The organism is Petrachloros mirabilis (assembly GCF_975968855.1).
In genome coordinates, this window is sequence record NZ_CDLUDY010000102.1 from 1 (window position 1) to 12,439 (window position 12,439).

Genomic DNA, 12,439 nt, shown 5'->3' on the forward strand with positions numbered 1-12,439 from the left:
AGTCATGGAACCCGACTCAGCAGGCTCACAGAACAAGCGCAGACTCAGATAGGAATGCCCGCTGATGCAGCGGATGGGGGGAGTCATTCTCTGCTTTGCACAGAAAAGACGGTCGTCGCACTCAACCGTCAGCGGTGCACCGTTACATCGGCAGACGCTTGTAGCTCGGGGGACCTAGGTCTTCCATCGTTACCCCCTCCTAGAAAATAAGAACACGGACATCGAGGACATTTGAAATGAAGGATACGCCACGCAAATTAGCCTATGCCTCTGAGAGGGGCAAGTCAACACACCCCGGGAGGGTATATTATCGCGAAGGATGTACTTCTCCGCTTAGCCCTTATCATGGATTCACCCCTGCCGCTGACAGAACCCGTTTCTCTTCTTCCTATTCACTCGGCAGACTAAAAAAGAAGGTCGTTCCCTTTCCCAGCATGCTTTTGGCTCCAACCTGTCCATTATGGAGGTGGATAAGTTTCTTCACGATGGCCAACCCCAGACCTGTCGACTTTTCCCCTCCCGTGGGTTTTGCGCTCAATCGCTGAAACTCTTTAAACAATAATTCCTGGTCCTTTTGAGAAAGTCCCGGTCCTTCATCGCGAACCGAACAACGGATCCGGTCTCCTGCCCGTTCCGTGGCGACATAGATGCTACTGTTGGGAGGAGAGAACTTGATGGCATTGCCGATGAGATTGCCCAGCACCTGCATGATGGCATTCTGGTCAAACCGCACCGGAGGAATCTCGCTCAAGTTCATGTGCAGCGTGATCTGTTTTTTCTTGGCGAGCAATTGCTGCAACTCCACCTGTTGCTTGACGGTCAGATTAAAATCCCGGATCTGTTTGTCCAACTCTATTTTGCCGCTTTCGATTTTGGAGATATCGAGCAGGTTTTCCAACAACGCTTGCATGAACTTACTCGCGTTATAGATGCTTCCCAGCATGTCCTTCTGCTCGGCGTTGACACCGCCCACCATGCCATCTTCCAAGATTTGGCTGAAGGACTGGATCGTATGCAGGGGATTTCTCAAATCATGAGAAGCCATACCAAGGAACTTGTTCTTGGTTTCATTCAATTCTTCCAATTCTTTATTCTTTTGCCGGATTTCCTCCTCTGCCTTCTTGATGTCAGTCAAATCCCGTTCAATCGCCGCAAAGTGAGTCACCTTCCCGGTTTTGTCCTTCAATGGAATCAGATTGATATCCAGCCAATACTTTCTTCCGGACTTGGCATAATTCACAATGACCGTTCTGAAGGGTTCTTGTCTGTCCAAGGCCGACCGGATGGAAGCCCGAGTGTGAGGATTGCTTTCCGGCCCCTGCAGGATCCTTGGAGTTTTTCCAATGACCTCCTCGGGAGTGAACCCCGTTAAATTGGTAAACGCCTGATTGACGTACACAATTTTCGGCCCTGGCGGATCCAGAGGATAGGCTTCCGTCACGATGACAATGTCGTTGGCAAACCTGACAACATCTTCAAGGGAAAACTGACTCCCCATAGCCCTGACCTCCTTCCGTTGGCCCCGGTCTGAGACGACATCCTCCTCGGCGTATTGTGTTCCGATGCCAAGGTGCCACCAGAGCTTCTATAGTGGTTGCGCTTTAACTTCGTAACGAGGCCGATGGTACCAGAACTCACTCGGAAATCCTCCCCCTCTAAGATGATTCGTTCAACAAATGCTCACCGGTCACCGATATGGCGCAAGGTAATACCTTGTCGATACACGACACGCACTCTTCCTGTCGCATCAATGGCAATCGCAATCCCGCCCAAGAATGCACGCGAGCCGCCGAGGGTATAGATACGCCGGACACCCGGAGAGTACGCGCAAGCCAGACTAATCAGAATTCATATATTGCAGTAGAGGCAAGTTCCGCACGGAAGAGGGGCACAAATTCACTGCCGAAAGAGTGGAAACCAGTCACGGAGAGGCAATTTCAACGGCGACGGCTTGCGGAAGGCGACTTGGAGGACAAAAAGATTCCCACTACCTTTACCGTAAGAATGCACAGTTTGCTGAGGAAGAATTACGCCCTGGCGCTAAGACCCCGGCGTTTGGCCAAACGCTGAGATTTAACGGCTTTTCGAGCAGACGACTTTCGTCCCTGCACGGCCCTCGAGACTGTCCGTGCCAGCGCGTTCCGCCTTCGCGGCCCTACATATGGTTGGGGCGCAATCGGGTTATCCTTCTCCAACTCCGGTCTATATAATAATCCCATGGGTCCTCTTGATATAAAGATGATGAGGCAGGACACTACTGTACTCTACTCGATCCATACCGGCCGCGGCAATGGGTCCGTTAAGCCGGATTCGACAACAAACACCTTTAATTACAACAAGATATGAATCTATTGGTTACTACGGATGGGCAGCCCTTCCCGTTTTCATTTCTCGGGCCGCTAGCGGGCAGACGACACCTGCTTAGAGAACGACTTCGCAGGGTTGGAGAAACACCTTCATCGGAACTTCCTCGCCGGATTGCTTTTCAAGCAACCTCGCGTACAACTGCTTCACTCCGTCCGTCAAAGGGCTGACGTGGTGCTCCTCGACGGCAACCACGAAGGATACATTGCGATCCGTCCAGTTATGCTCAGAAACCGCTCCGGTCTTGCCTCGCCCACCCAATCCGGACATCACTGTGTAGCCGTTGACACCGACGTCCATCAGGAGCTTCTTCACCGAATCCTGCAGCCTCTCACGGCAGATAATGGTAACCATCTTCATTGTCGATCTCCTCTTAAGCCTGCCATTATTCTACACGATTTTGTCACGATTCGCCGACATCCCCCCTTGCGTCCACAGCGCTCGAAACGTCACACTATTGGCTCCAACCATCCCCGAACATTCCAGGAAGTAAGGAGAGCGAGATGAGCGCATTCGATGAGCACGAGCCTTCCAGTGGAGAGGACACATCGGACGAGGGTGATCTCATCAACCGCCGCAGGTGGTTGGCCGGTGCCGCTGCAGCCGTGGGAATTGCGGCGGTGAATACGATACTTCCTTCTCACGCCTCCGCTTCCGACCAAGTGCCGACCGATCCCACGCGCGTCCCTGGTCAGCCGCCAAGTCCCTACGGTTCGCGAGCGAGCGGAGAAACCGTTCGGCGTTTGACCACGTCCACCCATGCCCTCACACCGCATCAATCCCTGCACGGCATTATCACCCCGTCCGCGCTGCACTTCGAGCGACACCATAACGGGGTGCCGGCCATCGAATCCGACCGGCACCGGCTGCTGATCCATGGACTCGTAGACAGGCCACTCATGCTGTCGATGAGTGATCTCGTACGGTTTCCTTCCACCTCGCGCACGCTCTTCATCGAATGTTCCGGCAATTCAGGGCATGAATGGAAGGGACCGAAAGGACACACAGTTCAAGAGACACATGGCTTGATGAGCACGAGCGAGTGGACGGGCATTCCGCTGTCAACGTTGTTGTCAGAAGCAGGCTTGAAGCCGGAGGCCACCTGGATGCTGGCTGAAGGCAGTGATGCCGCAGCCCTGACACGGAGCCTCCCGTTAGCGGATGTGCTGAAGGATGCGCTACTCTGCTATGCGCAAAACGGCGAGAGGCTCAGACCGGAGCAAGGCTATCCGCTCCGCCTGATAATCCCGGGCTGGGAAGGCAACACCTGCATCAAGTGGCTCAGGCGTCTGAAGCTCGGCTCCGCCCCGTTCATGACGCGCGAAGAAACGTCCCGCTATACCGACTTGATGCCCGACGGCCAGGCCAGGCAATTCACCTTTGTCATGGACGCCAAGTCGGTCATCACCAACCCGTCCGGCGGCGAGCGAATTGAACCAGGCTTCGTCGAGATTCGCGGCCTGGCCTGGAGTGGACGCGGACGTGTGGCCAAAGTCGAAATCAGCACGGACGGCGGGCGCGTCTGGCACGCTGCACAGCTTCAAGAGCCGGTCCTCCCCTGCTGCCACACGCGATTTCGATCCAATTGGCACTGGGATGGCAACGAGGCGATCCTGCAAAGCCGCTGCACCGATGAGACCGGCTATGTCCAGCCGGCCCGATCGGCGCTCGTGGCCGTCAGAGGCACCAACTCGAAGTACCATTACAATGCCATTCAGAGTTGGAAGGTTGACCGAGACGGTCGGGTGACCAATGTACACGTGTAAAACAATAGCTGGTGTCGCTGTAATCACCGGATTGCTCCTGCTGTTAAGAGGAGTCGCCTCCGCTGAAGAACCAGAACGGTATGGGTTTGGCCGGCCGGCCACTGAAGGTGAGATCAAAGCGTGGGACATCGCAATCGACCCGACCGGCGTGGGATTGCCGCCCGGCCGTGGGACTGTTCAGCAGGGAGCAGCCGTCTACGCGAACAAGTGTGCAGCCTGCCACGGACCAACCGGAATCGAAGGACCACAGGTTCCTCTCGTCGGTGGCCAAGGCTCGCTGACCACCGACAAACCGATCAAGACGATCGGGAGCTACTGGCCCTACGCCACGACCTTGTACGACTACATCTACCGCGCGATGCCGTTCACGGCACCTCAATCTCTCACGCCGGACGAAGTGTACGCATTAGTCGCCTGGCTGCTCCATGAAAACGGCATCATTTCCTCTGACGCCACAATGGATTCCACGACGCTTCCGGCCGTCAACATGCCCAATCGTAACGGCTTCGTTTCCGACCCGAGGCCGGATACGGGATCTCGCTGAGGGATGGTGTTGGCACTAGAGGCTACGTCTCCCGTCTGCGGATAATCAAACAGGCAGGAGCGTCCTAATCGATCACTTTCCCTTGGAGGAACAGTGATTGCTCGATCGCACGGAAGAATTGCTGGTACGGCTCCGGATCCTCAACAGCGCGGAGGTAGAACTGCGCACTTGCCCGAACCACGAGTTGCGATTCGTTGCGTTTACGCACGGTCACAGTGAGCCTCACCAAATCGTTCCGGTTAAAGAAGGGTCCCCAACTCCTGACAGATCTCGTGAGGATGAGTAAACCGTCAGGGCGATACAGGAGATAGGAAGGGTCCAGGTACGAAGGCCGTTCGAGATCTACATACTTCTTGGCGGACACGATGCCAAGTTCTTCATCCAGCACGTCAACCTTAAACGAGAGATCCTGTACGGTATCGATGATCGCGCGAAGGACGGCAGGCCGGTCGGTGGTGTCAAAGACCCGGCTCTGGGCAGCCCGAAGTTTGACCTGGCTTTCTTCCGACAGCCAGATCTGCTCCCGGGAATCCCACTGATTCTCATGCCGTGATTCATAAGGCGTCAGGCAACCTTGCAGGAGGAAGCTCAAGCAGATCATGAGCAGCGGCGTGCATCCGGCGATCCCCGTTCGCCGGCCGAGGTTATTGGCTGCGCCCGAAGCGAGAAGTGTCACGGCTGTCAATCCTTCGTTACAAAGAGCGACCGTTCGAGCGTGGCGAAAAAGTTCTGATATACCTTCGGATCTTCAATCGGCTTGTTGTTGTAGATCGCATTGGCCCGAATCATCGTACGGTTGTCCGGTTGGGAACGCACCGTCACCGTCACGCCCAGCACATCGTAATAGTGCGGCTCAGCGAAGCGTGCGGCGGTGACCAGGCCGAGGGCTTCGTTGGCGCGCTCGATGATAAAACCCAAATCCTGCAGCGCCGCGATGACAGCCCGCATGGCCACCTGACGGTCTGTCACGTCGAACGTGCGCGTCTGGGCGCTCCGGATTTTCATTTGCGCTTCGGTCGGCGCCAACAATTCAGGACCGGGCTCCGGCGCAACACATCCCTGCACCAGCATCACGGCGACTACTATCATCAGTGCCCCGGCGGCTCGTCGTTTCATCCTGACCTCTTCATCAGATTGTGAATGCTTCCAGGAAGACCGCCTTCGACAGTTTGGCAAAGAACGCTTGATAGAGAACGGGATCATGGAGCATCTCCATCTGTTGCGCGCCGGGAGCGATGGCCGATTCCCCGGCTGCACCATCCCCCTTCCAGATCACCCGATAGAACATGATCCGGACCTCCTGCCTCTTGCCTTCGGCGTGAAGCGGCCTTATGACCATCGAGGCGGCGATTTTCTGGTGCAAGTCGACGGGAAGAATGATGGGACCGCTCCGGAACAAGGCGAGCGGCGCTGAGACGATCGCAACCAGGAATCGCGTGATGTACTGGCCGTATTCCCGGGCACTGCGTTCTTTTGTCGCTCGCAAGAATCCCACATCCCGCTGGCTTTCTTCAACCTGGAATCCCAAGTCCTGCAGCACCGCGGCAGAAGCGGAAAGCAATTCCAATCGATCGGATGTTTCATACATGCGGGTCTGCATGGCCCGGTCGATGGCAGTCTGCGGAGTAAGTTCAAAGAATTCCGTCGCCTCCGTGTGCGGCACACAACCGGACAACAAGACAACGAACAACAGATAGAGACACGTGTGCGCGGCCCTCCACCCACGTGTCACGCCTGCCGCTTTAGAATTGCGTGTAGTTGTAGGCAAAGTCGCGGACCTTTTTCTCTTCATCGTACTTGATGATGATCGTGAGGGTGCGCTGCCGCTGGGCACTGGACCGATCGCTCGAGCTGGCACCGAGAATGATGATACCTGCGAATGAGGAACTCCTCGTATCCACACGATCGGTCGAAACCTTGTCGTAGATCCAGACTTCGCGCCGCTTCTCGTCGGTCGTCACGATATTCGGACTCCCGAGCAGCTCGGCAACCTGCGAAGCCGGCATGCCAACCTTGATCTCGCCCTGCACCTTGCCCACGGTCAAACGGTCTTCTTTGATTTCCGCCTGACCGCCACCACAACCGGCCAGCGTAACGATCGCGCAGAGTCCGAGAATTCCCCAGAGAGGTTTCATCGTAGTCCCCCTTTGTTGCATAGAACTGACTGAAATGGACCGCCTCTTTTATCAGAAACCACAAAACGATTCATCGAGAAAATCTTACAGGTACCTGTCCTCAGACTGGCACACAACCCGCCGTAAGCAACGCAGTTGAACAGTCACTTCGGAGGACCGGACGCCCGTTCCCCTTTGGACTCCGGCGTATCCTGCACGGGCACCGGAGCCGGCTTAAGGGCCACTCCATGAGGCAGGGCCTCGCGGCCGAGTTGCCGAACGGCTGTTACACCAAGGATCGCGAGCAAAGCCGGAATCCCCACCCAGACAAATTCGGTCGCCACCACCGTTAGTCCCCGTAGCGTAAAAAACATGTGCGGCTCGAGCGGGGACACCTCAATGGGGCGGAAGGGGAAGAAATACCGAGTATTGTCGAACGGCGCGAAGAAGGCGACCCCCAACCCGCCGTTCGTCATGGCATCCAATACACCGTGCGAGCTCGTTGCTAAAAAGAAGAACCACCCCAAGCGACGCCGCTCGACTCTGGAAGAATTACGGTAGGCGATCTGCAGCAATCCAAAACTGACTGCTGCCGCAAAGGGGATCGAATGAGAGAGTCCGCGGTGGCCGAGCGCATGCTCGTAGGGGATGCCGAAAAAGAATCCGACCACATCGAGGTCGGGCAACACCGCACAAGCCATTCCCAGCGCCAGTGTCCCCCAGAGACGCCAAGGCACCCCCAGCGATGACCCAATTGCCGTGGCTGCAACAGCATGTGCAAAAGCCGAAGCCAACAGTGTTCCTCCGATGATCGTATGCTATCAACCAAAGTTGTTTCTGAATAGGGCTGGGTCGGAGAGGATCCAACACTGCCGATAAAGGATGCTGACACCGTTTCTTGTCACGGCGAGACGTGAGGCGGGACAGAACGCGGAACGCCCGGCAGCCCCCACGTTCCGTCCCCAGACCGCTTAGACAGGCGGCAACATGAGATACAACCCGATCAGGATAATCGGTGCCATCACGTACATCGCCGTTTTGCCGAACGAATCATACACGCCGTAGATCAGAATGGCAGCCATGAACGTGAAATAAATCATCCCGATGCCTCGATAGCCCGCTTCGTGTTCAACGGCCAAGGCCACTGCCGGGAACGAGAGCATCCCTCCTGTCAGGAACATGACAAATCGTTTCATGGTGGACTCCTTCCGGTTGAGGTGAGGGCACAGGGCATGATCCGTCCCTGACGGGAGCGGACGTAACAACGCCCTGTCGGTGTGCCACACCGGCAGGGCGCGGGAGACATGCGGACGAATATCCGGAGGGGATAGGTTGATCAGCACGACAGCACGAAACACCTCGTGTTCGAATGACACGAGAGTATGCTGCGCTTTCCGGCACGCGAAGTCAAATGAAGGGATGGGCCCGCACGGAGAAGAAAGGGGACAACAGAGAAGAAAGGGGACAGGCTGTTTTTCTTCCGGAGTTTTGAAACGACGTTTTCGTCGAATCACTGTCGATCACACGAGAAAAGTAGCCTATCCCCTTTTGCTCCACACGGGTTTCCGCTAAACTGCACGCCGAACAAAAGGCCGGTGGCGGCAACAGATCACCTCCGTCAACGTCACCTCCGGAAAAACACTGAGCAGGCCAAAGAGAGTGGCGCGATATGAGAACGAACGGGTGAGCGATGAATCATGCAACCTTACCAAAGAGTGTGTTCGTGGTCTTTCTGTCATTGACACTCCACGGGTGTTTCCTGATCCAGACCGGATTCCAGGTCGCGACCCGGAGTGACTTTGATGCCAAGCGGGATCAACTGAAGAAGGACACAGAGCGGAAACTCATCTCAGCCGAGCAGGCCGCACTCGCCTGCCTGACAACGCTTCAGGCGGGAGGAGATCAGGGTTATGCCGCGCCGCTTCCTTACCCCGATGAAATCTGCACCTTTGGTTCGTTCGCTGATCGGCGCTACGAGCTGACGAGAGCCTTCAATCGCGGTGAAATTTCCCAAGAAACATGGAAACGAGAATGTCTGGGACTACCCGGTCGGCCTGAAACCGGGACCCCCTGCCACCTGGATCAGTTTACAGAAATGCTTGACGTCTGGCGTCAACGGATTCAGGAAGGACGAACCACAAAAGAAGCAGTTCGATGGGATTGCCTGAAGTGGGTGGCCAGCCAGAACGGTGACGAGACCATGAAGAAGCGGTGCGAGATCAAAGACATTTCGTCTCGCGGCTTATCCGGCCGATCCGGTTCGTCGTAGCGGAGTCTTTCATTCAACGACCGGCTGGGATTGAACGGTTCCTGAGACTTTCTTCTCCTCGTTCGGCTCCAAGTCTCATCAATATGCCTGCCTATCAGGGCGCTTCATCCATGCGTCAAACAAGGCCAGACAGTCCTCGCGGAGCAGACCTTCGGCGAGCTCGATCGAACTTTCACCCAATTGCTTCAGTGTCTCACTCGCGATCGTCAGTTCATGAAAACCAGCCCGCTGCGCATCGGCAATCTTCACGCCATAGACGATTCGCGCCACACGCGCCCAGTGAGCTGCGCTGAAGCACATGGGACAGGGTTCACAGGTCGAATAGAGGACACAGCCGCTCAAATCGACGGTCTTCACCTCGGTGCAGGCGGCACGAATCGTCTGCACTTCGGCATGCGCCGTGATATCCAGATTCGCCCACACGGCATTGTGCGCGCAGGCCAGGACACGATCCGCCCTGACAAGACAGGCGCCGAAGGGCGTTTGACCCGTCGCGATACCCTCCCGCGCGACAGCAATCGCCAAACGCATGTACTGCTCGTCGTTCATAACAGTGAATGCCAATGGTAATAACGGTGGCGGGACTTCCTACCCGAGAATTGCGGAGGGGTCAAGCGGATCTCCCCGTCCCTTCATGTGCGTGACAGAGAGGTTCATTCTGCGTGCATGGTGCCGTAAGCGCTCACTTCGGCAGGCGGATCTGGCCCCAACCAACCGACCCGGGGAAAACGGTCACGAAGTGGCTACCATCTCCATCGTGATTCTTCCCAGTTGAGGCTTTCTCGTTTCTCTTCTTCCCACTGCTTCAGTAATGCGGGATCCATGATTTTCCATACTGAAATGGCACTTCCCAGTGACTTGTGACCCGGAAGAAAAGAAAAACTCATAGGAATGTGGCCTACCGCTTTATAGCCTCGGTTAAAAAGATACTTTTGAGAATGTGTATACGCCATAGTCGCGTCAGCTCTAAAAATTCTCACGCCGTTTTGAAAGGCGTTCCGTTCAAATTCACTCTGAAGTTCGTCGCCAATCCTTTGTTGCCTGAAGTCGGGGTGAACACATATCCATCCTTCATGAGAACCATGAAGCGGCTCGTAATAGAGCGCAAGCGCACCAACAACTTGGTCGTTCATTCTGGCAAGAAGCAGCCGAAACCAATCGTATTGTTCATAGATCTTCGCAATTTCGACCAGTTTCCTTGCGCCATCCTCACCGATTAACGTGGATAACGACAGAACAAAGACCTCTTCACTCTTTGGGTCTAAATGTGTTTTCCATTCAAATCTAATATCAGACATAACATATCCCCCTCGGTTCACAATATAGTCGGCAGCGTGCGCGGCATCATTTGGGACCTTTTGGCTGAAAAAGGAGACCGGCTACGTTCCCGTCAGTCGGTGGGCTTGTCAGCAGACGCGCAACGCCGCCTATCCTGTACAAACAATAGCGTGTCCCATTTTTAGCTCGCGTATCACCACCCAATCAAGCTCCAGGGACAAAAAGCGGGCAGCAAACAGTAGCCTGTCCTCTTGTTTCATGCGAGCAGGCACCGGACACGATTGACTACCTCCCTCTTCTCGCGCAAGATAAGAAATAAGGATTTGAAGTTCCGGGACGGATACCACCAGCCCGAGAGGGGAAGATATGACACGAGCAGGACGACTCAGCATCGGGCTAGTTTTGATAACACTTTTGGGGGCGCAAGCGGCAAACGCGAGCGAGTTTCGCTTCGTGGCCAGTCAAATCGCCCTCGACCGGGTCATTTGGCAGCCCAGCCTGACACTCATCGACAACAAGATGGATTTGGAGGGAGGCGTGGTGTTCGTCCTCGAAAACCCGACCTCGACGCCTCATGTTTTTGAGGTCCAGGGACTCTCGCGCATCACCACCGTGGAACCTTCCGGTGAGGCAAAGACAGAACCCCTCTCCGTCACCGTGGAGCCAAACGAAACGCAACGCATCCGCATCAGTACAACGCCCTTTGAAGGGACCAGCGCGCAGGGACGCCAGTTCCGGGTGCGATGTCTCATTCATCAACAAGAACACCTGGCGGGATCCATCTTCGTCGTCACCGACTCATTTCGTAACAGCCCCTAGCCCACTCGGTGCACGTCACGCTCCGCCACCGGCAGTGCCTCGCCTGTCGCCCGTTGGTTGCAGGCCTCCGGTAAGCAGACCGGCGCTGAAGAAGAGACTTCCCGCCATCTCGCACCCAAAAATATGAATGATCCCTTTTCGACGTCCGTGGCGTCAGCAGGCTGTCATGGAGTATTGACATTCAAGACAGTTGCGTTTCTTGCCACGTCATCAACGGCCCCGATGAGTGATCAGCCCGGGCATCGAGCGGTGACGGTAGCGAGTGTCAAAACCGGTATTGCAGCCCCAGGGAGACGTTGTTATTGAAAAAGTCTCGCGACACCACGTTGGAAGTCCGTTGCGTTCGTTGATAGGCCATGGTGAGCTGCATGTGAGGAGAGACGTTGTAGAGCACCTGCGCCGTTCCTTGGTGCAGGTAATCGACCGCTCCATTAAACACATCCCCGACAAAGGAACTGGTGAAGGTCTTGATGCGGTAGGCATAGGTCAACTCGAGCGCGAGGCGATCGGACAAGGAGCATCGCGTCCCGAACGAGAGGAAATGCTGCCAATATGACACGTCATCCTTGTACTGTGGCTCATGTCGGCCATCGGCCAATCCACGTTCATACAGATAATCCAAGGTGAGCAGAACCGACGAGACAAGGCGGAACTGTATCCTGGATCCCAGGGACCCGTAGTTCGTGTCCCGCTCCGAAAACGCATCATTGTAGCGCCGCATCCCGAAACGACCCAGCACCATCCCCTGCCACCGCTCAGTCAGATGCTTTTCATATTGCACACGCCAGGAGTGCTCCGTCACGCGCTCTTCCATGAGAAGATCATTGCCGCTTTGCCGTTCGATATTCGGGCCAAGCAACAGATTCGGCAGATAGCGATATCGCAGGAGCAACCAGGTATCTGAGGCAACCTGCTGACGCACCTGGAGATTATAGTCGCCATTATTAAACTCGCCATGGTTCGTATACAGAAACCCTTCTCCCTTGATCGAAAGTTCCGTAGTCCCGAGAGACGAGGCCATGGATCTTCTAAGGTCAAGGGATGGTTTCCATACCACATCAGAGAGTTGGCCGAACGAAAATCTCACCGGCTGGCTGGGATCCTCGCTCAACGCCAGCCGTCGGGACGCTGAGAGGCCAAAGACGTTATCGGTGTAGATCGTTTCTGCCCCTGCGATGACCGACCATTCCGCCGCCGCGGGGAGTGATCCGAGCAGCAGCGACCATGCCATCGCACCAATAGCGACAACCGCATAGCCGGCACGCGCCAGGAACGGTCTGGGAAC

General features: G+C 55.7%; 15 protein-coding genes. 4 read left to right on the forward strand and 11 right to left on the reverse strand.

Translation table 11 applies throughout. The features are described from left to right. Positions 1-388: 388 nt before the first annotated feature. Together ACWVCN_RS04160 and ACWVCN_RS04165 are read right to left on the reverse strand one after the other, a co-directional pair. Positions 389-1,498 (reverse strand): PAS domain-containing sensor histidine kinase, encoded by a 1,110-nt coding sequence (locus ACWVCN_RS04160; RefSeq protein ID WP_455244256.1) that lies wholly within the window; start codon positions 1,496-1,498, stop codon positions 389-391. 923 nt (positions 1,499-2,421) lie between these two features. Continuing rightward, positions 2,422-2,724 (reverse strand): P-II family nitrogen regulator, encoded by a 303-nt coding sequence (locus tag ACWVCN_RS04165; protein WP_455244257.1) that lies wholly within the window; start codon positions 2,722-2,724, stop codon positions 2,422-2,424. Between the two features lie 143 nt (positions 2,725-2,867). On the opposite strand from ACWVCN_RS04165, the gene soxC reads away from it, so the two are divergent. Both soxC and ACWVCN_RS04175 read left to right on the forward strand, forming a co-directional pair. Then, on the forward strand, positions 2,868-4,130 hold the full coding sequence (gene soxC, locus ACWVCN_RS04170; protein WP_455244258.1) for a sulfite dehydrogenase: 1,263 nt from the start codon (positions 2,868-2,870) through the stop codon (positions 4,128-4,130). Then, a complete protein-coding gene (locus ACWVCN_RS04175) occupies positions 4,117-4,674 on the forward strand; it encodes a c-type cytochrome (protein ID WP_455244259.1) in 558 nt (185 codons plus the stop codon). Before soxC ends, ACWVCN_RS04175 begins: the two co-directional genes overlap by 14 nt. A 64-nt stretch (positions 4,675-4,738) precedes the next feature. Here the strand turns inward: ACWVCN_RS04175 and ACWVCN_RS04180 are convergent, their stop codons facing one another. The 6 genes from ACWVCN_RS04180 to ACWVCN_RS04205 all read right to left on the reverse strand — a co-directional run bounded on the left by ACWVCN_RS04180 (position 4,739) and on the right by ACWVCN_RS04205 (position 7,984). Further along, positions 4,739-5,350 (reverse strand): hypothetical protein, encoded by a 612-nt coding sequence (locus ACWVCN_RS04180; protein ID WP_455244260.1) that lies wholly within the window; start codon positions 5,348-5,350, stop codon positions 4,739-4,741. Between the two features lie 5 nt (positions 5,351-5,355). Continuing rightward, positions 5,356-5,790 carry a hypothetical protein gene (locus ACWVCN_RS04185; protein WP_455244261.1) on the reverse strand — a complete coding sequence of 145 codons (435 nt, stop codon included), beginning with the start codon at positions 5,788-5,790 and terminating at the stop codon, positions 5,356-5,358. Between the two features lie 13 nt (positions 5,791-5,803). Then, complete coding sequence (locus ACWVCN_RS04190; protein ID WP_455244262.1) at positions 5,804-6,406, reverse strand: hypothetical protein; 603 nt, start codon at positions 6,404-6,406, stop codon at positions 5,804-5,806. A 10-nt stretch (positions 6,407-6,416) separates the two neighbouring features. Beyond that, positions 6,417-6,809 carry a hypothetical protein gene (locus tag ACWVCN_RS04195; RefSeq protein ID WP_455244263.1) on the reverse strand — a complete coding sequence of 131 codons (393 nt, stop codon included), beginning with the start codon at positions 6,807-6,809 and terminating at the stop codon, positions 6,417-6,419. A 143-nt stretch (positions 6,810-6,952) separates the two neighbouring features. Further along, positions 6,953-7,582 (reverse strand): metal-dependent hydrolase, encoded by a 630-nt coding sequence (locus tag ACWVCN_RS04200; protein WP_455244264.1) that lies wholly within the window; start codon positions 7,580-7,582, stop codon positions 6,953-6,955. 177 nt (positions 7,583-7,759) lie between these two features. Continuing rightward, positions 7,760-7,984: a hypothetical protein gene (locus ACWVCN_RS04205; protein ID WP_455244265.1), complete on the reverse strand. Its 225-nt coding sequence runs from the start codon at positions 7,982-7,984 to the stop codon at positions 7,760-7,762. A 494-nt stretch (positions 7,985-8,478) separates the two neighbouring features. Here ACWVCN_RS04205 and ACWVCN_RS04210 point away from each other — a divergent pair, with 494 nt between their 5' ends. Next, positions 8,479-9,057 (forward strand): hypothetical protein, encoded by a 579-nt coding sequence (locus tag ACWVCN_RS04210; protein WP_455244266.1) that lies wholly within the window; start codon positions 8,479-8,481, stop codon positions 9,055-9,057. 78 nt (positions 9,058-9,135) lie between these two features. On the opposite strand, the gene ACWVCN_RS04215 is transcribed toward ACWVCN_RS04210, so the two are convergent. After that, positions 9,136-9,606, reverse strand: a complete 471-nt coding sequence (locus ACWVCN_RS04215) for a nucleoside deaminase (protein ID WP_455244267.1) — start codon at positions 9,604-9,606, stop codon at positions 9,136-9,138. 194 nt (positions 9,607-9,800) lie between these two features. Then, positions 9,801-10,355 (reverse strand): GNAT family N-acetyltransferase, encoded by a 555-nt coding sequence (locus ACWVCN_RS04220; protein WP_455244268.1) that lies wholly within the window; start codon positions 10,353-10,355, stop codon positions 9,801-9,803. Positions 10,356-10,701: 346 nt separating this feature from the next. On the opposite strand from ACWVCN_RS04220, the gene ACWVCN_RS04225 reads away from it, so the two are divergent. After that, positions 10,702-11,154, forward strand: coding sequence for a hypothetical protein (locus ACWVCN_RS04225; protein ID WP_455244269.1), 453 nt, complete (start codon positions 10,702-10,704; stop codon positions 11,152-11,154). A gap of 265 nt (positions 11,155-11,419) precedes the next feature. On the opposite strand, the gene ACWVCN_RS04230 is transcribed toward ACWVCN_RS04225, so the two are convergent. Further along, positions 11,420-12,439 (reverse strand): outer membrane beta-barrel protein (locus tag ACWVCN_RS04230; RefSeq protein WP_455244270.1); only part of this gene is annotated, 1,020 nt, incomplete at its 5' end.

Bases quoted from the DNA above. Each gene is read 5' to 3' on its own strand.
- ACWVCN_RS04165 (WP_455244257.1), bottom strand. From the start codon at position 2,724: ATGAAGATGGTTACCATTATCTGCCGTGAGAGGCTGCAGGATTCGGTG.
- ACWVCN_RS04205 (WP_455244265.1), bottom strand. From the start codon at position 7,984: ATGAAACGATTTGTCATGTTCCTGACAGGAGGGATGCTCTCGTTCCCG.
- ACWVCN_RS04185 (WP_455244261.1), bottom strand. From the start codon at position 5,790: ATGAAACGACGAGCCGCCGGGGCACTGATGATAGTAGTCGCCGTGATG.
- soxC (WP_455244258.1), top strand. From the start codon at position 2,868: ATGAGCGCATTCGATGAGCACGAGCCTTCCAGTGGAGAGGACACATCG.
- ACWVCN_RS04220 (WP_455244268.1), bottom strand. From the start codon at position 10,355: ATGTCTGATATTAGATTTGAATGGAAAACACATTTAGACCCAAAGAGT.
- ACWVCN_RS04175 (WP_455244259.1), top strand. From the start codon at position 4,117: ATGTACACGTGTAAAACAATAGCTGGTGTCGCTGTAATCACCGGATTG.
- ACWVCN_RS04160 (WP_455244256.1), bottom strand. From the start codon at position 1,498: ATGGGGAGTCAGTTTTCCCTTGAAGATGTTGTCAGGTTTGCCAACGAC.
- ACWVCN_RS04215 (WP_455244267.1), bottom strand. From the start codon at position 9,606: ATGAACGACGAGCAGTACATGCGTTTGGCGATTGCTGTCGCGCGGGAG.
- ACWVCN_RS04225 (WP_455244269.1), top strand. From the start codon at position 10,702: ATGACACGAGCAGGACGACTCAGCATCGGGCTAGTTTTGATAACACTT.
- ACWVCN_RS04210 (WP_455244266.1), top strand. From the start codon at position 8,479: ATGAATCATGCAACCTTACCAAAGAGTGTGTTCGTGGTCTTTCTGTCA.
- ACWVCN_RS04195 (WP_455244263.1), bottom strand. From the start codon at position 6,809: ATGAAACCTCTCTGGGGAATTCTCGGACTCTGCGCGATCGTTACGCTG.